The sequence below is a fragment of the Pseudomonas sp. DP-17 genome (genome assembly GCF_022380625.1).
GTDB classification, from domain to species: domain Bacteria; phylum Pseudomonadota; class Gammaproteobacteria; order Pseudomonadales; family Pseudomonadaceae; genus Pseudomonas; species Pseudomonas nitroreducens_A.
In genome coordinates this window covers 641660-667853 of the sequence record NZ_JAKSXG010000001.1, presented here as the reverse complement: position 1 = coordinate 667853, position 26194 = coordinate 641660, and the positions used below count along the sequence as shown (strand labels likewise).

General features: G+C 56.4%; 25 protein-coding genes and 2 pseudogenes. 24 read left to right on the top strand and 3 right to left on the bottom strand.

Annotated features, from left to right (window positions below; all coding sequences use genetic code 11):
- Window positions 1-159: 159 nt before the first annotated feature.
- Together MJ122_RS03120 and MJ122_RS03115 are read left to right on the top strand one after the other, a co-directional pair.
- Complete coding sequence (locus MJ122_RS03120) at window positions 160-1836, top strand: ShlB/FhaC/HecB family hemolysin secretion/activation protein (RefSeq protein ID WP_239742803.1); 1677 nt, start codon at window positions 160-162, stop codon at window positions 1834-1836.
- A 53-nt stretch (window positions 1837-1889) separates the two neighbouring features.
- Window positions 1890-2555: pseudogene (locus MJ122_RS03115) on the top strand (filamentous hemagglutinin N-terminal domain-containing protein); the annotation flags it as partial.
- A gap of 272 nt (window positions 2556-2827) precedes the next feature.
- Here MJ122_RS03115 and MJ122_RS03110 read toward each other — a convergent pair.
- Complete coding sequence (locus tag MJ122_RS03110; protein ID WP_239742219.1) at window positions 2828-5167, bottom strand: hypothetical protein; 2340 nt, start codon at window positions 5165-5167, stop codon at window positions 2828-2830.
- 6 nt (window positions 5168-5173) lie between these two features.
- Here MJ122_RS03110 and MJ122_RS30150 point away from each other — a divergent pair, with 6 nt between their 5' ends.
- From MJ122_RS30150 to MJ122_RS03040, 14 genes and pseudogenes are all read left to right on the top strand, one after another.
- Complete coding sequence (locus MJ122_RS30150) at window positions 5174-5995, top strand: deaminase domain-containing protein (RefSeq protein WP_239742216.1); 822 nt, start codon at window positions 5174-5176, stop codon at window positions 5993-5995.
- The gene (imm2, locus tag MJ122_RS03100; protein WP_088416491.1) at window positions 5995-6348 is read left to right on the top strand and encodes an Imm2 family immunity protein; all 354 of its coding nucleotides are present in this window, start codon (window positions 5995-5997) and stop codon (window positions 6346-6348) included. The genes MJ122_RS30150 and imm2 overlap by 1 nt, the downstream gene beginning before the upstream one ends.
- 603 nt (window positions 6349-6951) lie before the next feature.
- Window positions 6952-7536 carry a hypothetical protein gene (locus tag MJ122_RS03095; RefSeq protein WP_239742215.1) on the top strand — a complete coding sequence of 195 codons (585 nt, stop codon included), beginning with the start codon at window positions 6952-6954 and terminating at the stop codon, window positions 7534-7536.
- Window positions 7537-7886: 350 nt separating this feature from the next.
- Window positions 7887-8138, top strand: coding sequence for a hypothetical protein (locus MJ122_RS03090; protein ID WP_239742213.1), 252 nt, complete (start codon window positions 7887-7889; stop codon window positions 8136-8138).
- A 2-nt stretch (window positions 8139-8140) separates the two neighbouring features.
- Window positions 8141-8611, top strand: coding sequence for a hypothetical protein (locus MJ122_RS03085; protein WP_239742211.1), 471 nt, complete (start codon window positions 8141-8143; stop codon window positions 8609-8611).
- An 880-nt stretch (window positions 8612-9491) separates the two neighbouring features.
- On the top strand, window positions 9492-9773 hold the full coding sequence (locus MJ122_RS03080) for a hypothetical protein (protein ID WP_239742209.1): 282 nt from the start codon (window positions 9492-9494) through the stop codon (window positions 9771-9773).
- Window positions 9774-9793: 20 nt separating this feature from the next.
- Window positions 9794-11509, top strand: a pseudogene (locus MJ122_RS03075) (hypothetical protein); the annotation flags it as partial.
- A gap of 724 nt (window positions 11510-12233) precedes the next feature.
- On the top strand, window positions 12234-12749 hold the full coding sequence (locus tag MJ122_RS03070; protein ID WP_239742207.1) for a hypothetical protein: 516 nt from the start codon (window positions 12234-12236) through the stop codon (window positions 12747-12749).
- Window positions 12750-12968: 219 nt separating this feature from the next.
- Complete coding sequence (locus tag MJ122_RS03065; RefSeq protein ID WP_239742205.1) at window positions 12969-13682, top strand: hypothetical protein; 714 nt, start codon at window positions 12969-12971, stop codon at window positions 13680-13682.
- A gap of 138 nt (window positions 13683-13820) precedes the next feature.
- On the top strand, window positions 13821-14579 hold the full coding sequence (locus MJ122_RS03060; protein WP_239742203.1) for a hypothetical protein: 759 nt from the start codon (window positions 13821-13823) through the stop codon (window positions 14577-14579).
- A 567-nt stretch (window positions 14580-15146) separates the two neighbouring features.
- A complete protein-coding gene (locus MJ122_RS03055) occupies window positions 15147-15431 on the top strand; it encodes a hypothetical protein (RefSeq protein WP_239742202.1) in 285 nt (94 codons plus the stop codon).
- The gene (locus tag MJ122_RS03050; RefSeq protein ID WP_239742200.1) at window positions 15406-15822 is read left to right on the top strand and encodes a hypothetical protein; all 417 of its coding nucleotides are present in this window, start codon (window positions 15406-15408) and stop codon (window positions 15820-15822) included. Before MJ122_RS03055 ends, MJ122_RS03050 begins: the two co-directional genes overlap by 26 nt.
- A 939-nt stretch (window positions 15823-16761) precedes the next feature.
- Window positions 16762-17451 carry a transposase gene (locus MJ122_RS03045; RefSeq protein WP_239742198.1) on the top strand — a complete coding sequence of 230 codons (690 nt, stop codon included), beginning with the start codon at window positions 16762-16764 and terminating at the stop codon, window positions 17449-17451.
- A 210-nt stretch (window positions 17452-17661) separates the two neighbouring features.
- A complete protein-coding gene (locus MJ122_RS03040; RefSeq protein ID WP_239742196.1) occupies window positions 17662-18036 on the top strand; it encodes a hypothetical protein in 375 nt (124 codons plus the stop codon).
- Window positions 18037-18192: 156 nt separating this feature from the next.
- On the opposite strand, the gene MJ122_RS29995 is transcribed toward MJ122_RS03040, so the two are convergent.
- Together MJ122_RS29995 and MJ122_RS03030 are read right to left on the bottom strand one after the other, a co-directional pair.
- Window positions 18193-18789 (bottom strand): cold-shock protein, encoded by a 597-nt coding sequence (locus tag MJ122_RS29995; protein WP_275590548.1) that lies wholly within the window; start codon window positions 18787-18789, stop codon window positions 18193-18195.
- Between the two features lie 217 nt (window positions 18790-19006).
- Entirely contained in the window at window positions 19007-19477 is a 471-nt protein-coding gene (locus MJ122_RS03030) for a Dps family protein (RefSeq protein ID WP_017522111.1), read from the bottom strand.
- Window positions 19478-19717: 240 nt separating this feature from the next.
- Here MJ122_RS03030 and MJ122_RS03025 point away from each other — a divergent pair, with 240 nt between their 5' ends.
- The 8 genes from MJ122_RS03025 (at window position 19718) to tolQ (ending at window position 26174) form a co-directional block, all read left to right on the top strand.
- Entirely contained in the window at window positions 19718-19987 is a 270-nt protein-coding gene (locus tag MJ122_RS03025) for an FmdB family zinc ribbon protein (protein WP_017522110.1), read from the top strand.
- Between the two features lie 43 nt (window positions 19988-20030).
- The gene (gene aspS / locus MJ122_RS03020) at window positions 20031-21809 is read left to right on the top strand and encodes an aspartate--tRNA ligase (protein ID WP_088416495.1); all 1779 of its coding nucleotides are present in this window, start codon (window positions 20031-20033) and stop codon (window positions 21807-21809) included.
- Window positions 21810-21883: 74 nt separating this feature from the next.
- On the top strand, window positions 21884-22630 hold the full coding sequence (locus tag MJ122_RS03015; protein WP_088416496.1) for a YebC/PmpR family DNA-binding transcriptional regulator: 747 nt from the start codon (window positions 21884-21886) through the stop codon (window positions 22628-22630).
- A gap of 114 nt (window positions 22631-22744) precedes the next feature.
- Window positions 22745-23269 (top strand): crossover junction endodeoxyribonuclease RuvC, encoded by a 525-nt coding sequence (gene ruvC, locus MJ122_RS03010; protein WP_152221564.1) that lies wholly within the window; start codon window positions 22745-22747, stop codon window positions 23267-23269.
- A gap of 34 nt (window positions 23270-23303) precedes the next feature.
- A complete protein-coding gene (gene ruvA / locus MJ122_RS03005) occupies window positions 23304-23909 on the top strand; it encodes a Holliday junction branch migration protein RuvA (protein ID WP_017522106.1) in 606 nt (201 codons plus the stop codon).
- 10 nt (window positions 23910-23919) lie between these two features.
- Entirely contained in the window at window positions 23920-24978 is a 1059-nt protein-coding gene (ruvB, locus tag MJ122_RS03000; RefSeq protein ID WP_239742194.1) for a Holliday junction branch migration DNA helicase RuvB, read from the top strand.
- 52 nt (window positions 24979-25030) lie between these two features.
- Window positions 25031-25477, top strand: a complete 447-nt coding sequence (gene ybgC / locus MJ122_RS02995; RefSeq protein WP_017522104.1) for a tol-pal system-associated acyl-CoA thioesterase — start codon at window positions 25031-25033, stop codon at window positions 25475-25477.
- Between the two features lies 1 nt (window position 25478).
- The gene (tolQ, locus tag MJ122_RS02990; RefSeq protein WP_017522103.1) at window positions 25479-26174 is read left to right on the top strand and encodes a protein TolQ; all 696 of its coding nucleotides are present in this window, start codon (window positions 25479-25481) and stop codon (window positions 26172-26174) included.
- Window positions 26175-26194 lie beyond the last annotated feature (20 nt).

The following is a 26194-nucleotide window of genomic DNA, read 5'->3' as shown; positions in this document are numbered from 1 at the left end:
GCTGCGTCTCTCATAAATTGGGAATTGGCCTACAGTTCGTCGGGGTGATGGCCTAGAGGCATCATGTATCAAATATGATCCAATCCGTCTTTTGGGAGGGACTGGCCGCTCGGCCAGATGACAGGGATCGTAAGGATGCATGTTCTCAACCGTGGCTGGATGCCCGTCCTGGCATTCTGCTGTGCCTCGGCAAGCTTTGCCGCACCACTGCCCACACCGGGTGACAACGACCTCCAGCGTCAGCGCCAGGAACAACTGCTGCGCGAACAGCGCCAGCGCCTGGAAGAGCTTCAGCAGCTCCCTGGCAAGGCGCCCGGCGAGGAGCGTCCGACCACCGCACCGGACACCCGTTGCTTCACCATCCGCAGCATCCGCCTCGAAGGTGCCGAGCACCTCGATGTGCGCTCGCGCGAGGCGCTGCTGGCACCCTATCGCGATAAATGCCTGGGGGTAAACCAGCTCAACGGGTTGCTCAAGGGCATCACCGACCACTACCTGTCGCGCGGCTTCGTCACCACCCGCGCCTACCTGCCGCAGCAGGACCTCTCCAGCGGCGAGCTGAAGATCATCGTGGTCGAGGGCCGCTTCGAGGGCTTCGACCAATCCGCGCTGGCCAGCCCCCGCGAATTGGCCATGACCTTTCCCGGTCGTACCGGTGAGGTACTGAACTTGCGCGACCTGGAGCAACTGGTCGACCAGATCAACCGCCTGCCCTCGCGCCAGGCGCAGATGGAGCTGGTGCCCGGCAAGGAAGTGGGCGGCAGCCGCGTGCAGCTCAAGGGGGAGCGCAGCAAGCCCTGGCGCGTCTCCGCCAGCCGCGACAACAACGGCGATTCGACCTCCGGCGAGCAGCAGGCCGGCGTCGGCCTGGACTGGGACAGCCCGCTGGGCCTGGCCGACCAGTTCGGCCTGCGCTATGGCCAGGACGTGGTCAGCGACCACTGGAAGCACTCCGACAACCAGAGCCTGTGGTATAGCGTCCCCTACGGCTGGTGGACCTTTAACTACAGCTACAGCCGCAACTACTACCGCACCCGCAACGAAGACGCCGGCTTCGCCTTCAAGTACGACGGCGACAACGAGACCCACCAATTGGGCGCCGAGCGCGTGCTGCACCGGGACGATGTGAGCAAGACCGGCGTGAACTTCGGCCTCAGCCACCAGCGCACGCGCAACTACATCGACGACACCCTGCTCGACGTTTCCAGCACCCATCTCAGCGAATTCCGCCTGGGTTTCAACCACGGCCGGCGCGTCGGTAGCGCTTTCGTCAACGCCGACATCGGCTGGCAGCGCGGCATCGGCGCCTTCGGCGCGCAGGACGACGAACACGGTGCGCCCCACGGCACCCCCACTGCCCGCTACAACAAATACAGCCTGACCCTGAGCTACCTGCAGCCGTTCAAACTGTGGGAGCAAGCCTTCAGCTTCGAAAGCCTCGCCACCGGCCAGCACAGCGAAGACCTGCTCTACAGTCCGCAGCGCATCAGCCTGGGGGGCTTGAGCTCGATCCGAGGATTCAAGGACCAGACGCTATCCGGCGACTCCGGCTACTACTGGCGCAACCAGCTGCGCTGGCGCCGCGCCGTGACCTGGGAGCCGCTGTTGCCCTGGGTGCAGGAGTACGGCGTGGCCTACGCCTACGACTTCGGCGCCATCGAGCACGGCCGCTACAACCCGGGGCTCTCCGGACGCATGAGCGGCCATGGCGTGGAGTTCAGCGCCCGCGGGCAGTACGCCGCCGCCTCCGTGACCCTGGCGCGCTCGCTGGAGCGCCCCGACATCATCGAACGACGCGAGCACCCGGTGTATTTCCGCGTCGACCTCTTCTTCTGAACCGCTTCGCTCTTTAGCTGATTGCTACCAGCTAGTACCTGGGAGATTCCCACATGGACGTACGCCATCCGCTGTATCAAGCCATCGCCAGTGTCCTGGCCGGCATCCTGATTCTCAACCCCATCGTCGCGGCGGCGGCCGAGTTGGCGGTGGATGCGGCAGCGGGCGGCAATACCCACCTTGGCGTGGCGGGCAACGGCGTGCCGGTGGTGAATATCGCCACCCCCAATGGCGCGGGGCTCTCGCACAACAAATTCACCGACTACAACGTCGGGCAGAACGGCCTGATCCTCAACAACGCCACCGGCAAGACCCAGTCCACCCAACTGGGTGGAATCATTGTTGGGAATCCGAACCTCAAGGGTGGCGCGGCCAGCAAGATCCTCAACGAAGTCACCGGGGGCAGTCCCTCGCAACTGCGTGGCTACACCGAAGTGGCGGGCCAGTCCGCCCACGTCATCGTCGCCAACCCCCACGGCATCTCCTGCAACGGCTGCGGCTTCATCAACACCCCGCGTGCCACGCTGACCACCGGCAAGCCGTTGATGGATGGCGAGCGCCTGCACGGCTATGACGTCGACGGCGGCGAGATCACCGTCGAAGGCGCCGGCCTCAACGCCAGCAACCTTGACCAGTTCGAACTGATCACCCGCAGCGCCAAGCTCAACGCCGACCTCTACGCCAGGCAGCTCTCCGTGGTGACCGGGCGCAACCAGGTCGATATACATGGGCTCAAGCACTTCCGGCCCTGAAGGAAGCGGAGTAGTGGTTCCCGGTGTGCCGCTGGCAGTCGTTCCGCCGTTCTTGTAGGCCTCGACTGCGCTCAGCATTTTCTTCAATGCTTCAGCATTTTCAGGCTTGGTTAGGCGCGCCGCCTCCTCTTCACTGAAGCCGTTTTTGACTAGCGCCTTGGTCATATCGGTGGCCATCTGGTCACCGAACTGCCCCTTCAGTTGGCCTGGAATTTTCGATTCATCAACCTGAGTCGCCTTCAGCTCGCGCCAGACCTGAACTCCCTTGTCTTCCAGCGCCTGCGAGAAAGCTGCCACCTGTCCAGCGCGCCCTGGCTTCGTACGAGCAGGTCGCCTCGGCTGGCGAGGGTGCCACCCTGGCTGTTGTCGAGGCTGGCGGCGTTGACGGTGAGGCCGTTGTTGCCGGACAGCACGCCGGCGCTGCTGTTGTTCAGCGCAGCGGTGGCGAGGGTCAGGCGGTCGCTGGAGAGGATCTTGCCGCCCTGGTTGAGCAGCGTACCGGTGGTGAGGGTGAAAGCGCGGTCGCTGGAGATTTCCCCGCCCCGGTTGTCGAGGCTGGCGACATTGCGCAGCACCAGTTGCCCCGGGCTGCCGAGCAGGCCGCCGGCATTGTTCAGGGCACCGCCTTGCAGGTCGAGGTCCACTCCTGCCTGGCCGATCAACTGGCCACCGCCGTGCTGGTCGAGGCCAGTCACGCGACCGTCGATGACGCCACGGGCGGACAGGCTGCCGCCCTGGCTGTTGTCCAACTGGGCGGTTGCAAGGTGGATGGCGGCGTCGGTGACGATGCGGCCCTTCTGGCTGTTATCCAGTTTGGCGCCCTGCAGGATGACGTCGCCCGCTGCGCTGATGACGCCACCGGCGTTGTTCAGGTCGGCACCGGCGAGGTCGATGGCGGCGTCGCTGAGCAGCTTGCCACCCTGGTTGTTCAGGGTACCGGCGAGGCGGGAGAACAGCTGGCCGGCGCTGGAGACGGTACCGGTGCGGTTGTCGAGGCTGCCGGCGTTGAGGGTCAGGGGACCCTGGCTGAGCAGCGCGCCGTTGCCGCTGTTGTCGAGCGCGCCAGACAGTTGCAGCCAGAGGCTCTTCTGGCTGCTCAGCAGGCCGCCCTGGCTGTTGTCCAGGCTCTGCCCGGTAACGGTCAGACCGTCGCGGCCGGCCAGGGTGCCGGCGCGGTTGGCGATGCGCTGCACCTGCAGGCTGAGGCCGGCATCGCCGATGACCTTGCCGGCGCCGTTGTCGAGGCTCGCGCTCTGCACGTCGACCTTGGCGCGGCTGGAGATTTCACCGCCCTGGTTGAGCAGGTCAGTCCCTTTTACGCTGACGCCGTTATTGGCGGCGACCAGGCCGCCGTTACGGTTGTCGAGCTGCCCGGCTTCGAGGTTCAGCGCACCCTGGGCCAGCAGTTCGCCGCCCTGCTGGCTGAAGTTGTCGGCCTTGACTAGCAGGTCGCCCTTGGCGCTGACGCTACCTTTATTGTTGTTCACCTGGCCGGCGCTCAGCTGCAAAGCCGCGCCGCTGTCCAGGCTGCCGCCCTGGCTGTTGTCCAGTTGGCCGACGTCGAGCTTCAGCTCGCCCAGGCTGCTGATCACGCCCAGTGCACTGTTGTTCAGGCTGGCGCCGGAGACGGTCACGCCGGCATCGCCGACCACCAGTCCGCCGCGGTTATCCAGATTGCCGGCCTGTACGCCGAGCGCGCCCTTGGCCGAGAGCAGGCCGTCGGCCTGGTTGTCGAGTTTCTGCTGGACGCGAGCCTGCAGGGTGCCGTTGCTGACCAGGTTGCCCTTGCCGCTGTTGTCCAGGCTGTCGAGGGTGAAGTCCAGCGCCTGCTCGGCGGAGAACAGGCCAAGGCGGTTGTCCAGCGCACCGCCGCTGACTTGCAGGCGGTTGGCGACGGCCTTGCCGCTGCGGTTGTCCAGGCGCGCGGCGCTGAGGGTCAGTTGATTGTTGGCCAGCAGTCGGCCCTGGCGGTTGTCCAGGTTAGCCGCGGTTACACGGGTGTCAGCGCCCTTGAGCGCGCCGCCCTGGTTGTCCAGGGTGCCGCTGGCGTTGACTTCCAGATTGCGGCTGGCAATCGCGCTGCCGCTGTTGCGCAGGTTCTGCGCGGTGATGGCGACGTCGCCCTGGGCGTTGCGGCTGTTGTCCGGGTTGACCCCGGCCTCGACGATGCCACTGTTGCTGACCTGCGCAGCGCTCAACGCCACGCGCTGGCCAGCGGCCAGGCTCTGGCTGTTGTTCAGTTGGCCGTTGGCGCTCAACTCCACAGCGCCGGCCGCATAGGCCGGGCCATTGACGGTGATGTCCTGCGCCTTGGCCCGCAGGCTGCCGGCCGTACTGGTCTGCGCCAGGCTCAACTGGCCGTTGGCGTCGATCTGGATATCGCCGGCACTGGCGGCCATGTTGCCCGCCAGCTTCACGCCCACGCCCTGCTCGGTGCCCACCAGGCGAATCGCTCCGGCATACATGCCGCCCAGCGCAGAGCTGTCGATGGCCAGTTGCGGCTTGGCGCTGCCGTCGTCGGCCTTGGCGGTGGTGGCCAGGGTCTCGGCGTCGAGGGGCTGACGCCTGCTGAAGTCCAACTGCTGGTGACCGCATCGCAAGCCAAGAAGGCTATCGCCGGTTTGGAGGACGCTGCACTTGTCATGGCGGCAGCCCAAGCCATGATGGGCCCGGTGAAGATGGCGACCAGCCTTGCCGCGAATGCACTGGTCGGTGCTGTGTTCGGGGAGGATATCGAGCGCATCAAGGAGGCCCTGGCGGTCAAGAGCGCCGCAGTGCTCACAGGTGATGACAGTGCTGAATTGGCCAAATGGAACCAGGAGGTCAAACTCAACACGGGCGAGAGCGCTGATATCGTTGATGGCGCTTCATTCCTGCTGGAGATATCGCTCGGGGTTGGCACCTTGGCTGGTCAGAAAATGGCCGGTAAGGTTATTGTTGCAAAAGGGGCTACGACAGTAATTGATACAGCCCCAATGGCGCAGAAAGTAATGGATATTCGCGCAGGGCTGCCATCTGATCTGCGGCGTAGTGGAAACGTAGCTGTCGCTGAAATCGACATCCCAGGCTTGCCCAAACAAATGGCCGCGCATAGCCAAGTCTCTGAGGCTGGCAAGGGGCTTATTGGCTCCGGAAGTGGGAACTTTACGGCTCAGACTGTCCCCAATAAGGCAGGGGATATGGTTTATCGAGGAATAGATACGGAATATAAGATTCTCGATAACATCGCTGACAAGCTGGGTAGTAACACCTCTGCTAGAGGGACTGTAAATATACTTACTGAGAAGCCCGCATGCGCGAGCTGTCTGAATGTGGTTGAGCAGTTCAAGGCGAAGTATCCCAACATCACTGTTAACATGTTGGATAATCAGGGTGTCATGCTCCGTCCCCCAAGGAAGACGCCGTAATGGAAGAGCGCGTAACCTATAGTGAAATTCGAACGTGGTTCCTAGGGTGCTATTACAACTATTGCAGAGTGAAAATCAAGAGTAATAGCCCCTGGGTTGAGGGAGAGAGTGAGGTTGGCTATGCGTATAGTGAGCTTGAAAACTCCTTTGATTTGCCTGTTGAGAATTTAATGTTGGAGGTTCTTGCTCTTATTCTTGGCGCGGGGCGGTCTTCAGATAAGTCTCAGAAATATCACAGGGATGCCATTTCTGAGCTGTTAGGCAAGGAAAGTCTTTCTGACATGCTTGAAGTGTTGCCAGAGGAAGAGGCTGAAGAGTTTAAAGCGGACCTTAAACTTCTGGAGCTTTATTGATCCACATAAAAATCCCCGGCACTTGCCGGGGATTTTCATTTCACTCCGTCACCGCCCTCTTCATGGCGAACCTATGTAGGTAGTTATGAGGGCAACATGACATACATGCGTTCTACATAGAAGAGAGCCCTGCCATGACGAGTAATGGCACAGCGCTTGCCGGGTGAGTTTGAGCCTACATTTCATGCTGACATATGTATGTTATGCATGCGATATGCATTCTACATACGGTTTTTTTGGCGAAATTGCTGTTCTTGGAAGCCTTGTGGCGCGCGGCTTTCAGGCTGAACACCTCATACTGTGCAATTAGGTGCCTGTTTATCTGACGTGTTACAGGGGCGTCGGCCGCGCCCACCGGTAGGGCGCTCGTGCCTCACGCTACTAGCCGGAGGGCTCGCGCCGCCGCTGAGGCAGGTTGCTTACCGCCTGAATCACTCAGCAGGCATCCCAGCGTCCCGTTCGCCGCCAAGCAGACTAGAGCCTGACGCGCTGCGCTTGTCGGCCCCAGCCCAACACAGCGGCAAGCCGCCGCGCCGGGCAGGGGCTCAATTGGGAACAGAATCCGTCTCGGCAACCGCTGCGCCGCTGATAGACTCCGGCGTCATGAACACACTGAACCGACACAATCCGCTGACCTGGCTGGGCGTTTTGCTGCTGGCCTGGCTCGTCCTGGGCGTGCAGCTTGCCGCGCCGAAAGTCGCGTCGGGACCATTTTATGCGGCGACCGAGCATCATCTGGGGGTAACCCGCTGGGAAGCCGCGCCACGCCTGGGTTTGGACGCCTGGACAACGAAATCCACGTCGGGCGTTACTGTTGTTCCAAAAGCAACCACACAGCGGTTGCCAAGCAGTTTGCCGGAGAATCTTACGGGTTATGCAAACCCGGCAGATATAAGGTTCACTCAGAATAGTGTGTCGAATACCTTTAAAGATGGACAATCTCTCCAGTCAACAATTAACGGGTTGAAATCTGGAAAAATATTGCCCGATGACTTGCCACCAATTCGTGTTTTTGAAAAGGACGGTGTAATTTACAGCTTGGACAATCGTCGCCTGATGGCTGCTTCTCAGGCTGGTGTTCCAGTGAAAATCGTTCCCGCCACTCAGGCCGAGGTAGCCAAAGAAGCTTGGAAAATGACTACCCCAAACGGTGGTACAATTATTTGTGTTAGAGGTTCTTGCCAGTGACTATAAGTAGAGATATTGACTCTGTAGAAAGTAAAGAAGATTTGGCGGATTTTCTGGCTGCTTTACGGAATGACCTAATAGAAAATCCGGATGACTGGGAAAACCAAACCCTAGATAGATTTTTAGATGGCATGGAATCTTGGGTTAGAGTGATCGACGCATACTCTAGGAACGCTGGGGACGTGGAAGTGCTTTCTCCAAGCTGGAAAACTTTCGCAAAAATACTCTCTGCTGCAAAAGTGTATGAGTAAAGTCAGCCCTGATTATTCAAGATTGATTTAATTGTCTCAAAAGGGACTGCATCTTTTGGTGAAATTAAGACTGTACTTGAAACGGCGCAGGCTCCTTACATGGGTAGTACTGTTGTCGGTCACGCACTTTCTAAACATGCTGGTAGGCATCCGGAAATCTGGGGTAAAACAACAGGTGCAATGAGCACATGGAACGATCAGGCAATGAAACATTTGCGTGAAATTACGCGAGCCCCAGGAGAGTTTAAGCCCGTAACAGATAAAGGGCTTATCTTTATGGAGAAGCGGTTGCCTGATGGTCGAGGTGTTCGGCTTAACATGGATGGAACTTTCAAGGGTTTTATTGATTAAATATGGCTAACTCTTATGAGGTCGTACTCCAGCAGGTTGCGTCGGGCGACCTGTTTGAGCTGTTGCGCGCGATAGAGGGAAGCTCCAAGTTACTTTCTGACCTGGCTCTTTCGGAATATATCGGTGCAGTAAGTTTTGAAAATCTTAACCAGGGGCTTATTGAAGCAATTGTTTCTAGTGGGCGAGAAATATGTCTGACCGGTCGCCTTCATGAATTCAGTGCTTCGCCAAATATATGTTTGCCATTTGTCTTGTTGAGGGTTGTCAAGTATCGTGAGGGTGTGGATGTTGAGTTTTCCTTCGACGACAACCCGCTGTTCGATATTGGTTGCGTGATGTCGTTGATGAGAATTTATTGTAATGACTTATTGAAAAGATTTTATGCGTCGGAACTCTATGGTGGATTAGAGCCAGCCATAGACGTAGAAACTAGATATTTTACTGGCACCATCTCCGGCCCTTTGGGTTTGTAAGTACCGTCGATGTGCGGAGGGTGATTGGTACTACTACGTTAAAAGATGGTGGTGTGCCTACATCCGTAATGAAAGTTTTTACCGATAAGGCGGGAAATTGGGGGACGGCGAAAAGGGGACAGATTTATTTTTCCTACTCTAATCTAAGCCAACGTGAAGGTTACTTCATCCAGGCATGAGTGGCAGTCTTGCTCCCGAGCCAAGAGGGTGAAAAGGGGACAGATTTATTTTTCCACTCTAAAACTAGGCGCGGAGTTAGGTTTGGAGTACGGAAAATAAATCTGTCCCCTTTTTTGTTTTTGAAGATGGTGAGTTTAAAGTTATTGAGGTTGGACGATGAGCATAACGATGTCGCTTGAGATTGAGAGTGGAGCAACGCTAGATGAAATAGCCGAAGCCCTTACCTCTATCGGTGAGAGATATGATGTAGATGCTGTTAAATTAGATTTTACATTCAAGAATTCAGGCTGTAATTTTTCAATTCGACGATTGAGTTGTCCTGAGGGGGTTGTCGCGGAGGGGGCTAATCTAAATTGGAGAGTTGGACTGAGAGGGGCGTTTAATTGTAGAGTATCTAATATGGAGGATAGTTGGAATGATATAAAGATATTTCTTCGGGAGCTGTATTGGACGACTAGATACTATTTTGTCTTGTCGTTTCAGTATGAAAGCGTTTATGTTGTTCGAAATCGGGAGGGTTTGTCCTTTGTTAGAAATATGGTCGATTAAAGTAGGCGAAAGTAACACGAAAAGGGGGTAGGTTTATTTTTCTACTCTAATTCGCAAGTACCCGGTTCTTTAAGAATTCGAATATAGCGAAGTCCCGTCCTGGAGACAACTCGGCGACGGCCTCTACGAACAGCGCCTGATCCAGCAGGCCGTGGCCGCCCGCACCGGCCAGCGCTTCATCGACGGCATGGCCAGCGACGAAGCCCTGTTCCGCTACCTGATGGACAACGCCATCGCCTACAAGGACAGCCTGCAGCTCTCCGTCGGCGTCGGTCTCTCCGCCGAACAGGTCGCGGCCCTGACCCACGACATCGTCTGGCTCGAAGAAGCCGAGGTGAATGGCGAGAGGGCGAAAAGGAGGGCGAAAAGGGGACAGATTTATTTTTCTACTCTAAAGCTGGACGCGGAGTCAGGATTAGAGTGTCGAAAATAAATCTGTCCCCTTTTTCGTCGATCGGTCGGGTAGGGCGTGACCTCACCGTCGCCTCTGTACCCGATACCGGCAGCGCCAGTGGCCGGCAGTTCGACCTCAGCGTCACCGCCACCATTGGCCCCGGCGCGGGCGTCAGCGGCTCGGTGGGTGTTGGCAAGACTACCGGCAGCACCAACTGGGTCGAGCGGCAGACCAGCATTACTGCTGCCGACAAAGTGGACATCCGCACCGAGAAACACACCCAGCTCGACGGCGCGCTGATCGCCTCCGATCGCGGCAACCTCAAGCTCGACACCGAAACCCTCGGCTACAGCGACATCGCCGGCAAGGACAAGGAGCACAGTTACTACGTCAACGTCGGCGGCAGCACCAAGGCCTCCGGTGGCAAGGAACTCGCGCTACAAGACAAGACGCAGGTGGGCAAGGGCAAGCCCGGCGAATCCGGCTGGAGCATCAGCGGCTACGACTACGAGAAAGACCGCCAACAGATTGTCCGTGCCACTGTGGGCGAGGGCGATATCACCGTACGCGGCGATGCGCAGAGTGGCACCGACTCTACATCGGGGCTGAACCGCGATGTGGATAAGGCCTATGAGGTCACCAAGGACCACGAGGAGCGGACGGACATCTATGCCAGCAAGTCGTCGCTGGAGGCGGTGGCTGATCCGGTAGGCACCGTCACTGCCTGGAAGGAGAGCGTTGAGAACACTCCGGAGCACATTGCAGAGCAGGTCAAGCAAGTGCTGGAGCCAATCGAGACGTTGACGACAGGATTCAAGGAGGGTGTTCGCCAAGCCGAGTTGATCGACAAGTTTGCCTCGGGTACGCCTACGGAGCGTGCTGAGGCTTCGCGGGAGCTGCTGCGAAATGTTACGAGGGGCGAAAGCGATACGGCAAATGGAAAAGTACTTGCCGATGCCTTGGCCAATCTTGCGCAAATCAACCCATCGGCCGCTGCGGATATTCTCGTACTGCTGGGGCAGCAGAATGGCAACGGTACTCAGCAAAACCTAACAGCGAAGGGCGGTGTCAGCGGCCTGTTCGCTGCGGTTGCAGAGGTCTTGATTGCGAGCGGTGCCAACCAGAGCCGGCCAAACTTGGGTTCAACCGACGGGGACGGTATCGATCCAACCACGCAGCTCCCAAGCTGGACATCTGGCACCACTGATGCGGCGACGCTATTCCTGGCGAAGCGGATTATCCTCACCCTCTACCCAGGCTTGTATGTAAGCCCGATCTTCCAGCCGGATAGCTCTCCACTGACCACACCTGTCGTTGATACGACTCCTTGGGCGCCTGGGAGCAGTGGCTTTGGGGCTGGTGGGAGGGTGGAGTTGCCCACGCACACCGGGGGGGATCAGATTCCGCAGGTGGAGAGTGGGAATACTGGGTTCCCGGCGAGTGAGTTGCCGGCGCCGGGGAATATGTATAGTGAAATTACTAGAGGGGACCACGCAAAGTTAAGAGGTGCGGAAGGGCGACCAGTCGGATCGACTTTGCAAGACTTGAATAACTCTCGTCCGTCGGATTTGCTTGTACAAGATGACGGCAGGTGGGTTGTCAAGGGTTCTAATGGTCGAGTGCATGTCTTGGAACCTGATGGAGAAATAGTCACATCATTTAAAAATCCGAGCCAAAATACAAATAGAAGAATTTCTGAGGGGCGATGGAATATTCCAACTTCAGAGCAGATTAATGAGTTTAAAGATAGGTTTTCTGGGTATATAAGGTGGTGATATATGGAGTTATTAGGTGAAGATGTAAGTGACTCAGTCACTCTCTTTAGTGTTCAGCTGTCGGAAGGAGAGTTAGTGCTGTATTTAGACTGTTTAAATTATTTGCTGAATTGTGCCAGTGACAAGGTGGTTTCGAGTCAAACAGAATGTTCAAGCCTCGAAGAATTGTCGTGGTATAGGGATGATATTTTAGAATTAATAAAGGGCATGAGGCAGAAAGACTTTCTTCCTGATAGATATAAGGGGTTGAAATGAACAAAAGGTCGATGTCCTGTCCATGCGTCCAAACCATTTTCCCCGGCTATTGGCGGGAGGATTTTCGTGGGTTAGGCATCAAAAACGCCTACCACTACCTCCCGCTTGTCGGATTTTCGACTGAATTTCTGAGTGTCACTCCTATGATTTCCTGCGTTTCCCGATAAGCGTCCAGGCGAAATTACCTGTTTCGTGGACAGGTGGTTTTCTCTGCGGCACACATCCTTGGCTGAAAAGGGGCTGAAAAGGGGACAGATTTATTTTTCTACTCTAAAGCTGGACGCGGAGTCAGGATTAGAGTGTCGAAAATAAATCTGTCCCCTTTTTCTTGTCCCCTTTTTCTTCGAACTCTAAAAGTACGGGATTGCCAACTGCTGAGCTAAAGATAAATGGAGTTGCTAGGGAGGATGTTGTTTTAAAGATTCACTTTGAGCTGCCATGACTGGGTGTCTGTAAGGTATGGGTGCGGATGATGAATAAAATATTATCTGATTTAATAGATTTTGAAAAAGCTTTCCCCGAGTACGTTTTCCATAAAGTATGCGCTAGATCGTATTTTACCGAAAGATCGACTGTCCAAAATTACAAGTTCCTATCAGAGGTTTTAAGCAGGGCCGAGCCTGGAGCTTGTTTAAACGTGCTTTTTATAGTCGTGGCTGATGATGGTCATGAGGTGGTGGCGAAAAATAATTTCTCTAGAAATCAACTGGGTGGCATTTGGAGTGAACTGTCCGACAGCCATGATAGATTGGTTCTGCATGGTGGGTGTGGGAGAGTGATAGTATTCCCAGATAATGAGGCTTGGGCTATCTATGAGGAGGTGTTGGAGGAGAATGGGGTGCTGGTGGTTTTTAATGATTGTGCGTTGAGTGATATTGGATTAATGGAAGATGATTTTGTTTCGAGAGATCTGTTGGTTGCTCGGGCGATTGAGGGCGTGCTTAGAGTTGATTATATAGAGAAATTGATCACCAATTATGCCTAGACTAGAAGGGTTGTGGTGTTGTTTTTGCAGGTGTGGTTCTCATTTTAGTTGTGCGGTGGCTCTTTTAAAAGCGAAAAGCGAAAAGCGAAAAGGGGACAGATTTATTTTTCTACTCTAAAGCTGGGCGCGGAGTCAGGATTAGAGTGCGGAAAATAAATCTGTCCCCTTTTTCGAAAGTTTCTACTCCGGGTGGTGGAACGAAAATAGTGAGAATTCGTGATGATGCTGGTGGTCACGATTTTGGCGCTGGGGATCCGCAAAATAGAGGGCGTCATTTTAACGATGAGGCCGGTAATCATTATGACTACTGATATTTTTGTTAAAAGTTGTTCAGATATGTTTTCTGATAATGAAATTGTAAAAATTGGGCGCCCCGAAAGTCCTAAAGAGAAACTTGGCGTAGCGAACTTCTTGCGTGAAGGTGTGCGTGAGGGGTCATTAGTTGTTGTGTTGGATTTTTTGTTTGATCTGATCAAGAAGAAATACCCGGCCTACAAATTTTGGTTGTTTGTCACTAACTCCTCATGGCAGGAAGATACCAGGATCGCCAGATATAGAGGGTTGTGGGGGGCATTAAAGTTTAGAGGTTTTGAGATAAAGGGTAATGATCTTGATCGGGAGTTTCTTGTTTGTAAAAATGGGGAGATTAAGTTTTTCTGTGCCGCTCGATTTTCTAAGATATCTTTATCTGATGTTGTTAAATTGGTTCTGGAGGAGCGTTGCTCATATATTTTGGCTGTGCCTGATGATTTTGATGTGGATTGCGCTTTGCGTATTGGATGGTCCGGTGTCATACAGGATGATTTGACATATATTGAGTATGTTTCGCTCTCGGGGGGGCTTGCACTGAAGGTTTTGGGGGAGTTTGATGATCCTGATTCTGGGTTTTTGTGCTTTGGTAGTTCAGGAAGTATAGAAAATATAACTAGATGAAGAAGTAAAGAAAAGCGAAAAGGGGGTAGATTTATTTTTCTACTCTAAATCGATCTAGCGGGTCAGGATTAGAGTGAAGAAAATAAATCTGTCCAATTTTTCCTCTCTATCTCCCTTCTGCTGCAGGTGACGCCATTTATGAATTTGAAAATAATTCTACTGCCCCTATTCCTGCTGTCGGGACTTGCTTTGGCAGATGGCGCGCCGGGTGAAAAGGAGTTGGATAACGCTTTGCAGGCTAGGCAGAGGCTGCAACAGCTTTTGAGTGAACAGGTCGACGGGCAAAGCCCAGAAGACACTGCAGAGTTTAAAACCGCTGCCGTCAAGGCTGGGCGTGAGATGCAGAGTTCGCTTGCTAATGCCGCTAAGTCGGGCCATCCGGTCGCACGGTTCTACCTGGCCCAGTTGGTGGATAAGCAGGCCATTGGTAACCCGAAGCTACGGCAAGAATACTGCCAGTTGATTGATAAGGCTGCGGAAGGCGGGCTTTTGGCAGCAGCAGTCGTTCAGATTTACAAGTGTGATGACGGGTTCAGAAGGCAGGACTTCGGGGATCGCGAGCACCGCAGAATGCTGTTGCGACTTGCAAGGATGGCCGAAGTGGAGGATACCAATCAGAAGTGGTATCCCTTGCCGTTGTTCATGGGTATGTGTGTCCCGCCTCCTGAGTTGGTGTCGATTCCTGGCTCACAGATCCCCATTCGGCCATCCCGGATGACCAGTTACACCGAGTTCCAGGGAGAGGCGAATCTATTGTTGGCGATCCTGGCTATTCCAACCTTTAAGCGGGTCGATGAAGCTCGGAGTCATATACAAAAGGCTGAGACGCAGGAGTGTCCGGAAGCGGTGGCCTTCAAGGAAGGATTGGAAAAGGACATACAGAGATTCCAGCGTTAGCGGTTTGCAGGATGCCTACCGTTTTTTACTTTATGACAAAAAAGGGGACAGATTGAGCGAAAAGGGGACAGATTTATTTTTCTACTCTAAAACTAGGCGCGGAGTCAGGATTAGAGTACGGAAAATAAATCTGTCCCCTTTTTTGAAAAACTGGAAAGAGTATACTTCCACTCTTCCTGCTCAAACTGTTCCATATTGAGGTATTTATGGATTTGCAAAAAGGTTCTGGTGAAGATTTTATGCTTATCTTGAACTCACGGGAGCTAGAGCTTGTTCTTTCATGTCTTCGGGAGTCTTTTGCTCTAATTGGCCGGAAAGAGTATTTGTTAAGGACAGGGGGCCCTATAGAGGAGGCGTTGAGGATAACGATGGAGTTGAGAGCGGTTATGGAGCGCGAGGGCTTGGGGCTCTAAGTTGTAAAAGGGGCTACGACGGTTGAAGGAAATAAGTTGTTGGGCCAGAGATGGGGTTCTGTATAGAAAACCATCCAATTTTACACATATCCCTGTGGATTTTTGAGGGATGAAATCTTCTAGTTACTATCAAGCTCTTCCGGAGTTCATGCCCGTGGAGGACAAGGTTGAATTTTTAGATGTGCTGAAATGTTTAAAGTCTGAAGGTTTATCAAAAGAGAGCGCACTTGAGGCTTTTTCGAGCGAAAAGGGGACAGATTTATTTTTCTACTCTAAAACTGGGCGCGGAGTCAGGATTAGAGAACGGAAAATAAATCTGTCCCCTTTTTTGTCTCTTTTTTGTCCTTTTTGTCCTAGCTTTGAAAATGTCCGTCCATGGGGAAGTGATCCTTCGGTGCCGTCAGGAGATAAATATGAAACTCCAGTGTCGAATAAATAATATTAAGAATGTGCCAGATGCGGATTCTCGCGAACGTATAGGTCGGTATATATATCTTTCTGACAGCGAACTGGATCTAATTGTCGGCGAAGAGTATGTGGTTTATGGTGTTGCGTTTTGGGACGGCTGTCCTTGGGTTTATATTTGTCCTGAGGATTATGATGAGTACCCAAAGCCTTATCCAATTGAACTATTTGCGGTAATTGATAATCGTCTCTCTGCATGCTGGCGCCTTTCTTACTTTCCTGGTAGTAATAAAGGGACTATGAACACAATGCTAGTATTCGAGGAATGGTCCATGTATTCTGGATTTTACGAGGGGCTGGTGGATGGAGATGCTATTTGTGTTGAAATTTTCGAGCGCTATCGTAGATTGATGGACTTTGAGTAATTAGAGCGACAGAGCAGAATGACAGAAAAGGGGCGGAATTATTTTTCTACTCTAAAACAGACGGAAAAGGGGCGGATTTATTTTTCTACTCTAAAGCTGGGCGCGGAGTCAGAGTTAGAGTGCGGAAAATAAATCTGTCCCCTTTTTCTATGAGTAAAGACGCGGATTTTGAAGAGGTTGGCAACCTTGTTGACAGGTTGATAGTTCATAGGTCTTCGGGAGAAGAAAATAAGCTTTGCCAGTTAACCAGGCTTTTGTCTGGGGAGGAGAAGTTAACGATTATAAAAAAGCTGGGGGTCTCGAATGTTCGCTTGGCTGCGTCGGTAGCCTCTAGGATTAAATTGCCTGTAGAACAACAATTAACTCTGGTCTCACATTTAATAAGCGATGGCAAAAGTAATGCTATTAAATATTTTACGATAGATTTTTTTGTTTTTCGGTTAAGTGCAAGAGCGCTTTATAGAGCGCTGAAGGAGCTGAAGGATAGATACCCTGATAGCGTCAGATTGATGGCTTATTATTATATGAGTTCGGCTAAGTTTGCTGGGCATAGAGATAGAGAGTCTTTCAATGCTCTTATGGATGGCGCGTCATAATAAAAAAGGCTGAAAGGGGACAGATTTATTTTTCTACTCTAAAGTTGGGCGCGGAGTCAGGATTAGAGTGTCGAAAATAAACCTTTCCCCTTTTCCTGGTTCCCTTTTCTGATACTGTTTCCGATCTGATTGGACTTAACGCTAAGTATTCGGGAGATCCCGTTGCGCGTACGTTTGGGGCGATTCTGAGTTTTGGAACGTTATTTTGAAAGGGTAGCCCGCACTCAAGGAAAAAAGGGGACAGATTTATTTTTCCTACTCTAATCTCGGCTGATGTGAAGGTGACTAGGTATCTTTAGAGGTGGCAGCCTTTCTCCAAAACCAAATATGCATGGAGAGAGCGATGCCTAGGGTTGGTCGTGTCATATTACCTAACTACCCACACCATGTCGTTCAACGGGGCCATAACCGACAGGTGGTGTTCGTTGAGAGCGAGGACTACGAGCGCTATCTCGCTGACCTACGTGAGTTGAAGGATGCGTTTGGCGTTAAGGTTTATGCCTACTGTCTGATGACCAACCATGTGCATCTGCTTCTTGCTCCGGATGAGTCAGCTACCGGTTTGAGTCAGTTGATGAAAACGCTCTCAGCACGGATGACGCGTTACCGAAATCGCTTAGAGCACCGTAGTGGAACGTTATGGGAAAGTCGCTTCAAGTCCAGCCTGGTCCAGTCGGACGCGTATTTGTTGGCATGCAGTCGCTATATAGAACTGAACCCTGTGCGCGCCAAGTTGGTTCGGCGCGCTGCTGAATATCCATGGTCCAGCTATACCCAGCACGTTGGGGACTCCTGCATGTGGATCGATAGCGATCCATGCTATGAAGTGCTTGCCGAGTCTGAAGATGAGCGCCATGACCGCTATCGTGCTTTTCTTGGTCAGCTTGGTAGTGATGAAGAAAATCAACTCATCCGCGATGCGCTGCAGAGGGGCCAGTTGACTGGTAATTCTCGCTTTGTTGATGAGGTTGAGAGAATTTCCGGCGTCCGGATCGAGCGGCGTGGTCAAGGGAGACCATCTAAATTAGAGTAGGTAAAATAAATCTGTCCCCTTTTCGTCCGATACAGAGTTTAAGATTCTGGAAACTGTAGCTCAGCGTCTAGGGCCGGATTCGCAGGCATCAGGTCGCATAAATTTGATTTCAGAAAAAATGGTCTGCCCAAGCTGTAGTGATATTGTGAGTCAATTTCGCGAGAGATATCCTAATATTCAACTAAATATCTTTACCATGGAGAAATGAAGATGTCATTCGACTTGACCGTGGAGGAGGTATGCTCAGTAGTTTCTCGACTATATGAAAAGGCGATATCTCAGATTGGTCTTCGGCCAGAGCAAGCCTTTGCATACGTCCAAGATGAAGCGGGTTCTCTTTGCACGACTGATGATGTAGGTTTTTTTGCGGTATTGCAGACGGCAATATTTAAGGAGGGAATGCGCTATGGGTTGGAGCTTTCTAGAGAAAGTCCATATGCAGAAGACATGCTGGAGGTTTTGGCTAGAGCGTATGATAAATGCTGCGCCGACGATTTGACAGCGATTGGTCTTAAAGGGGAACGGTTGGATAATGTGATTGACTGCATGAGGCAGGTTCGAGAGAAATATCTATTCTCTGAATAGTTTTGTCAATAAGACGAAAAGGGAACGGATTTATTTTTCTACTCTAAGTCAGGGCGCGGAGTCAGGATTAGAGCGCGTAAAATAAATCAGCCTCCTTTTCATAGAGGCCGCAATAAAAAGCCCGCCAATCGGCGGGCTTTTTCATGGACGTAACGCTCAGCGCCGATTAGGCAGCGCAGCAATCACATCCTCAGCCTGCAACCCCTTGTCACGCTGGACGACGGAGAACTCCACCCGCTGCCCTTCGATCAGGATGCGGTGGCCTTCGCCGCGGATGGCGCGGAAGTGGACGAAGATGTCTTCGCCTGAGTCGCGGGAGATGAAGCCGAAGCCCTTGGAGGTGTTGAACCACTTCACGGTGCCGGTTTCGCGGTCGACGCCGGCGAAGGTTTCGATGGCGGCGCTGGCGCTCGGTTTGTTGAGGCTGGCGATCCATTGCAAGACGACGGAGCCGGCCAGGCTCAGCAGCGGCAGCACGATGGCCGGCTGGTCGCCGATGAAGGGCAGCGGGGCGAGCAGGATCAGGATCTGCAGGACCACGGCCAGCACGACCAGGGCGGTGGCGAGGCTTTGCAGGGCGGAGGGGTGTTTCAGTTGGCTGCTCGGGGCGAGCAGGAGGCTGGTCAGACCGAGCAGGGCCAGGTAGATGGCATCGCTCTGTTGCAGGTACGGCAGGGCATCACTACGCAGACTCGGGATCAAGGACAGCAAGAGTGCGGCGACGCCCGTCACGAGATGGACGATCTTCAACATGGCTACGGATTCACCTTGAGCGGGTAACGAGATAAAGAAGCAGCCAGCCCCGGGTGCGACGCCAGAAAGGAAAAATGAAAGCGTGCCGGGCGGCCTATGCGAGAAACGCACGGCAGGTATTTAACCGCAAACCAGTTGCCTTCTCAAATCAACCGTTTAGGCCATTCGTAGGGGGAGGCAGCCGGCTTTCTGGCCGGCTGCTTATAAAGGGAAGGGGTTATTCGGCGAGCAGGCTGCGCAGCATCCAGGCGGTCTTTTCGTGGACCTGCATGCGCTGGGTCAGCAGGTCGGCTGTGGGCTCATCCGCCACCTTGTCGGCCAGCGGGAAGATGCTGCGGGCGGTGCGCACCACGGCTTCCTGGCCCTGCACCAGCAGGCGGATCATTTCCTGGGCGTCCGGTACGCCTTCTTCTTCCTTGATCGAGGACAGGCGGGCGTAGGCGGCGTAGGTGCCGGGCGCCGGGAAGCCGAGGGCGCGGATGCGTTCGGCGATGCTGTCCACGGCCAGCGCCAGCTCGTTGTACTGCCCCTCGAACATCAGGTGCAGGGTGTTGAACATCGGCCCGGTGACGTTCCAGTGGAAGTTGTGGGTCTTCAGGTACAGCGTGTAGGTGTCGGCCAGCAGGCGGGACAGGCCGTCGGCGATGGCGGCGCGATCCTGTTTGGCGATTCCGATATCGATGTCCATGGCGATCTCCTCATCGTGGCACGGGTGATTCAAAGCGTTGGATTCGAGGCTATCACCGGGGCAGGTGCGAAGCTCTTGGTCTATATCAAGGCAATCGATTGAGGTTTTCTATTAAAAGGTGTGCGCCCGGCTGGCTTTTCCACCACCGGAGCCCGGCTGCAACCTGCGGATTTTTCAGGCTATAATCGGCCTCTTTGCCGCGGGACGCGGACCCGTGGCGTTACACAGCCAAGGTGTTCCATGCCGATTTACGAGTACCAGTGCCAGTCCTGCGCGCATCAGCTGGAATCGCTGCAGAAGATCAGCGATGCGCCGTTGGTCGATTGTCCGGCCTGCAAGGCTCCCGAATTGAAGAAGATGTTGTCGGCTCCGGGCTTCCGCCTGGGCGGCAGCGGTTGGTACGAGACCGACTTCAAGACCGGAGCAAAGAAGAACCTGGCCTCCGGCGATGCCCCAGCGGCCTGTCCGGCCACCGGTTGCGGTGCCGGCGCCTGCTCCGCCAGCGAATGAGCGGTTCCCTAGAATTCAAGACTTTCGAGAAGCGAAACACACCATGATGCGCAGCCACTATTGCGGCCAGTTGAACGAGAGCCTGGACGGCCAGGTAGTCACTCTTTGCGGTTGGGTACACCGTCGCCGCGACCACGGCGGGGTGATCTTCCTCGACGTGCGTGATCGTGAAGGTCTGGCTCAGGTGGTGTTCGACCCGGATCGCGTCGAGACCTTCGCCAAGGCCGACCGCGTGCGCAGCGAGTACGTGGTGAAGATCACCGGCAAGGTGCGTCTGCGCCCCGAGGGTGCGCGTAACTCGAACATGGCTTCGGGCGCCATCGAAGTGCTGGGCCATGAGCTGGAAGTGCTGAACCAGGCGGAAACCCCGCCGTTCCCGCTGGACGAGTACTCCGACGTGGGCGAAGAAACCCGCCTGCGCTACCGCTTCATCGACCTGCGCCGCCCGGAAATGGCCGCCAAGCTGAAGCTGCGCGCGCGCATCACCAGCAGCATCCGCCGCTACCTGGACGAGAACGGTTTCCTCGACGTGGAAACCCCGATCCTCGGTCGCCCGACTCCGGAAGGCGCGCGTGACTACCTGGTGCCGAGCCGTACCTACCCGGGCCACTTCTTCGCCCTGCCGCAGTCGCCCCAGCTGTTCAAGCAGCTGCTGATGGTGGCCGGCTTCGACCGTTACTACCAGATCGCCAAGTGCTTCCGCGACGAAGACCTGCGTGCCGACCGCCAGCCGGAATTCACCCAGATCGACATCGAGACCAGCTTCCTCGAAGAAAGCGACATCATCGAGATCACCGAGAAGATGGTGCGCCAGCTGTTCAAGGAAGTGCTGAACGTCGAGTTCGACGAATTCCCGCACATGCCCTTCGAAGAAGCCATGCGCCGCTACGGTTCGGACAAGCCGGACCTGCGTATCCCGCTGGAGCTGGTCGATGTTGCCGATCAGCTGAAAGAAGTGGAATTCAAGGTCTTCTCCGGCCCGGCCAATGATCCGAAGGGCCGCGTTGCCGCCCTGCGTGTTCCGGGCGCTGCCGCCATGCCGCGTAGCCAGATCGACGATTACACCAAGTTCGTCGGCATCTACGGTGCCAAGGGCCTGGCCTATATCAAGGTCAACGAGCGCGCCAAGGGCGTGGAAGGCCTGCAGTCGCCGATCGTCAAGTTCATCCCGGAAGCCAACCTGAACGTGATCCTCGATCGCGTCGGTGCGGTCGATGGCGACATCGTGTTCTTCGGCGCCGACAAGGCCAAGATCGTCTGCGACGCCCTGGGCGCGCTGCGCATCAAGGTCGGCCATGACCTCAAACTGCTCACCAAGGAGTGGGCGCCGATGTGGGTCGTGGACTTCCCGATGTTCGAAGAGAACGACGACGGCAGCCTGACTTCGCTGCACCACCCGTTCACCGCGCCCAAGTGCACCCCGGAAGAGCTGGAGGCCAACCCGGCCGGCAAGCTGTCCCGTGCCTACGACATGGTGCTCAACGGCACCGAGCTGGGCGGCGGTTCCATCCGTATCCACGACAAGGCCATGCAGCAGGCGGTGTTCCGCGTGCTGGGCATCGACGATGCGGAGCAGGAAGAGAAGTTCGGCTTCCTGCTGGACGCCCTGAAGTACGGCGCGCCGCCGCACGGTGGCCTGGCCTTCGGCCTGGACCGTCTGGTGATGCTGATGACTGGTGCGGCGTCGATCCGCGAGGTCATCGCCTTCCCGAAAACCCAGAGCGCCGGCGACGTCATGACCCAGGCTCCGGGCACCGTGGATGCCAAGGCTCTGCGTGAGCTGAACATCCGCCTGCGCGAGCAGCAGAAGGCCGCCGAGTAAGACGATTCGAATAGCAGGTGGTGCCCGCACTTCGGATGCCGCCTGCGAAGCAAACAAGCGATACGGAGTGAGTTATGGCTGGTCATTCCAAATGGGCCAACATCAAGCACCGCAAGGAACGTCAGGACGCCAAGAAGGGCAAGATATTCACCAAGCTCATTCGTGAGCTGACCGTCGCTGCCAAGCAGGGCGGCGGGGTCCCGGCGGACAACCCGCGTCTGCGCCTGGCGGTGGACAAGGCGCTGACCGCCAACATGACCCGCGACACCATCGACCGCGCCATCCAGCGCGGTGTGGGTTCCAGCGAAGCCGACAACATGGCCGAGCTGACCTACGAAGGTTACGCGCCCAGCGGCGTGGCGATCATCGTCGAGGCGATGACCGACAACCGCAACCGCACCGCGGCGGAAGTGCGCCATGCTTTCAGCAAGTGCGGCGGCAACCTGGGTACCGATGGTTCGGTGGCCTACATGTTCGAGCGCAAGGGCCAGATCAGCTATGCGCCGGGCGTGAACGAAGAAGCGCTGATGGATGCTGCGCTGGAAGCCGGCGCCGACGACGTGGTGGTCAACGACGATGGTTCCATCGACGTGTTCACCACCTTCGCCGACTTCATCTCGGTCAACGAAGCGCTGACCGAGGCCGGTTTCAAGGGCGAGGACGCTGAGATCACCATGATTCCGTCGACCACCGCGACCCTGGACCTGGATACCGCGCAGAAGGTTCTCAAGCTGATCGACATGCTCGAAGACCTGGACGACGTGCAGAACGTCTACTCCAATGCGGATATCCCGGACGAGGTAATGGCCCAGCTGGGCTGATCCCATCACCGGCGTTGGTCTGAAGCCGGAAGCGGGAGTGGTCGTCAGCGGCGCCTCCCGCTTCCGGTTTTTGTTTTGCAGTGCACGTTACGGACAAGGTTTGATCGGACGGACATGACCCTGATTCTCGGTATCGACCCAGGCTCACGGATTACCGGCTTCGGCGTGGTGCGCGATACCGGTCGCGGCTGCGAATACGTGGCCTCGGGCTGCATCCGCACCGGCAACGGCGAGCTGTTCGAGCGCCTGCAGATCGTTTTCCGTGGCGTGCGCGAGGTCATCCAGACGTACAAGCCGACCATGATGGGCATCGAGCAGGTGTTCATGGCGCGCAATGCCGACTCCGCGTTGAAGCTGGGGCAGGCGCGCGGCGCGGCCATCGTGGCGGCGGCGGAAGAGGGGCTGCAGATCGCCGAGTACACCGCCAGCCAGGTCAAGCAGGCCATTGCCGGCACTGGTGGCGCGGACAAGCAGCAGGTGCAGATGATGGTGATGCACCTGCTCAAGCTGGTGCAGAAGCCGCAGATCGATGCATCCGACGCCCTGGCCATCGCCCTGTGCCACGCGCACACCCGGCAGAGCCTGGTACCGCACGGCCTGGTGGGCGCCCGCCGTCGTGGCGGTCGCCTGCGCCTGTGATATCCGGAAAAACATTGAGCAAGGACAAACACCCGTGATTGGACGCCTGCGTGGCACCCTGGCGGAAAAACAGCCGCCGCACCTGATAGTCGACGTGAATGGCGTGGGCTATGAGCTCGAAGTACCGATGACCACCCTGTACCGCCTGCCGAGCCTGGGCGAGCCGGTGACTCTGCACACCCACCTGGTGGTGCGCGAGGATGCCCACCTGCTCTACGGCTTTGCCGAGAAGCGCGAGCGCGAGCTGTTCCGCGAGCTGATCCGCCTCAATGGCGTGGGGCCGAAGCTGGCGCTGGCGCTGATGTCGGGCCTGGAAGTCGATGAGCTGGTGCGTTGCGTGCAGGCGCAGGATACTTCCACCCTGGTGAAGATTCCCGGCGTTGGCAAGAAGACTGCCGAACGCCTCTTGGTGGAGCTGAAGGATCGCTTCAAGGCGTGGGAGAATATTCCTTCCATCGCCCCCCTGGTGGTGGAACCCAGGCTGGTCGCCGCAGTCTCAAGCGCCGAGTCCGATGCGGTCAGCGCGCTGATTGCGCTGGGCTTCAAACCGCAGGAGGCGAGCCGCGCCGTGGCCGCCGTGCAGGAGGAAGGCTTGTCCAGCGAAGAACTCATCCGCCGTTCCCTCAAGGGCATGGTCTAGGTAGACACTGATGATCGAAGCCGATCGCCTGATTTCCTCCGCCACCAGTCGTGACCGCGAAGAGCAGTTCGACCGCGCCATCCGCCCGCTCAAGCTGGCGGACTACGTCGGCCAGCCGGTGGTGCGTGAGCAGATGGAACTGTTCATCCAGGCGGCCCGCGGGCGTCAGGAGGCGCTGGACCACACGCTGATCTTCGGCCCGCCCGGCCTGGGCAAGACCACCCTGGCGAACATCATCGCCCAGGAGATGGGGGTTTCGATCAAGAGTACCTCCGGTCCGGTGCTGGAACGCCCTGGCGACCTGGCGGCGATCCTGACCAACCTCGAGCCCAACGATGTGCTGTTCGTGGACGAGATCCATCGTCTGTCGCCCATCGTCGAAGAAGTGCTGTATCCGGCCATGGAAGACTTCCAGCTGGACATCATGATCGGCGAGGGCCCGGCCGCGCGCTCCATCAAGCTCGACCTGCCACCCTTCACCCTGGTCGGCGCGACGACCCGCGCCGGCATGCTGACCAACCCGCTGCGTGACCGTTTCGGTATTGTCCAGCGTCTGGAGTTCTACGGTGTGGACGACCTGTCCAGCATCGTCGCCCGTTCGGCGGGCATCCTGGGTCTGGAGATCGAGCCGGCGGGTGCTTTCGAGATCGCGCGGCGCGCACGGGGCACGCCACGGATCGCCAACCGCCTGCTGCGGCGGGTACGGGATTTCGCCGAGGTGCGCGGCACCGGGCATATCAGCCGCGACATCGCCGACAAGGCGCTGAACCTGCTGGACGTGGACGAGCGAGGCTTCGATCACCAGGATCGCCGGCTGCTGTTGACCATGATCGACAAGTTCGACGGCGGCCCGGTGGGTGTCGACAACCTGGCGGCGGCCATCAGCGAAGAAAGACATACGATTGAAGACGTGCTGGAGCCCTATCTGATCCAGCAAGGCTATATCATGCGCACACCGCGCGGCCGCGTCGTGACCCGGCATGCGTACCTGCATTTCGGCCTGAATGTGCCGAAGCGGATGGGGGAGGGGGCGACGCCGGATCTGTTCGCCCCTGAAGATGGTAATTAATTGCATTCGTAGACGATTGCCGATTGGCAAAGTCTCTACTTGGTTCTAGAGTATGCGCGCGCAACACGGGGGTCAGCCGTTCCAGCAGCGGTATCGGGTCTATTACGAGGACACCGATGCCGGCGGCATCGTCTACTACGTCAACTACCTCAAGTTCATGGAGCGGGCTCGTACCGAGCGGCTGCGTGATCTGGGCTTCGCCCAGTCGCAGCTGGCGGGGGAGAACCTGCTTTTCGTCGTTCATTCGGCCGAGGCGCGCTATTACGCGCCGGCCCGCCTGGATGACGAGCTGCTCGTCAGCGCCGAGGTGGAGGAGTTGAACCGTGCGAGCCTGAAGTTTCGTCAACAGGTTCGACGGGCGTCGGATTCGACCTTGCTCTGCGAGGGGCGATTCCTGGTGGCGTGCGTGCGGGCGGACAACCTGAAGCCCCGCGCTATCCCAGATGTGTTGCGTGCGGCATTTGCCGGCAGTCCGGACACCCTTTCAGCAGGAGATTAACGTGGAACCGAACGTCGTCGACCATACTTCCATGTGGAGCTTGATCAGTAACGCCAGCGTCGTGGTACAGCTGGTGATGCTGACCCTGGTGGCCGCATCGGTCACTTCCTGGATCATGATTTTCCAGCGCAGCAACATGATGCGCTCGGCGAAGAAGGCCCTGGAAACCTTCGAGGAGCGCTTCTGGTCGGGCATCGACCTGTCCAAGCTCTATCGCCAGGCGGGCAGCAACCCCGATCCGGACTCGGGGGTCGAGCAGATCTTCCGTGCCGGCTTCAAGGAATTTTCCCGTCTGCGCCAGCAGGCCGGCGTTGACCCGGATGCGGTGATGGAAGGCGTTTCCCGCGCCATGCGCGTCGCCATTTCCCGTGAGGAAGAGAAGCTGGAAACCAGCCTGCCGTTCCTCGCTACCGTCGGTTCCACCAGCCCGTACATCGGTCTGTTCGGCACCGTGTGGGGCATCATGAACTCCTTCCGCGGCCTGGCCACGGTGCAGCAGGCCACCCTCGCCACCGTGGCGCCGGGTATCGCCGAGGCGCTGATCGCCACCGCCATCGGCCTGTTCGCGGCGATTCCCGCGGTCATTGCCTACAACCGCTTCTCCGCTCGCTCGGAAATGCTCATCGGCCGCTACTACACCTTCGCCGATGAGTTCCAGGCGATCCTGCACCGCAAAGTGCATACCAGCGACGATTGAAGACGACCAAGAGGTAAGCC